Origin of the sequence: Streptomyces megasporus, from assembly GCF_000718985.1 — a bacterium.
GTDB lineage: Bacteria > Actinomycetota > Actinomycetes > Streptomycetales > Streptomycetaceae > Streptomyces > Streptomyces megasporus.
In genome coordinates this window covers 1-468 of record NZ_JODL01000095.1, presented here as the reverse complement: position 1 = coordinate 468, position 468 = coordinate 1, and the positions used below count along the sequence as shown (strand labels likewise).

General features: G+C 65.4%; 1 protein-coding gene. It reads right to left on the bottom strand.

Going from position 1 to position 468, the window contains the following annotated elements; genetic code table 11:
- Window positions 1-185: 185 nt before the first annotated feature.
- On the bottom strand, window positions 186-468 hold a 283-nt coding region (locus IF47_RS0126825; RefSeq protein ID WP_031511632.1), incomplete at its 5' end, for a transposase.

Sequence of the window (468 nt, the reverse complement as noted above, 5' to 3'; positions counted from 1 at the left end):
ACCTCCAGGGCGCCCCGACGCAGCAGAGGCAGCAGGACCCGGGCACAGCCCAATCCCGCCGGGCACCCCTCGGTTCTGGTCCCGGCCGGGTTTCTCCCCCCGCCCGCCATGCTATGACGTGAGTCACAAGAATTTCCTGCGGGGAAGGCGAGGGCACAGTGGCGCCCGACGCCTAAGACCGTGTCCTACATGGTCAGTTTGAGGAGTCGTTTGTAGCAGCAGAGGGCGGCCGCCAATCCGAGGAAGGCCAGGTAGTTGCCTGGTCTCCGCTCGTATCGGTGGTTGAGGCGGCGGTAGCCGGTCAGCCATGACATGGTGCGTTCGATGACCCACCTTCGACGGCCGAGCCGTTCGCTGGTGTCGATGCCTTTGCGGGCGATGCGGACTCCGATGCGTTTGCCCCAGAGCCATCGCCGCAGGTGAGGGATGTCGTACGCCTTGTCTGCATGAAGGCGCACGGGTTTGGAG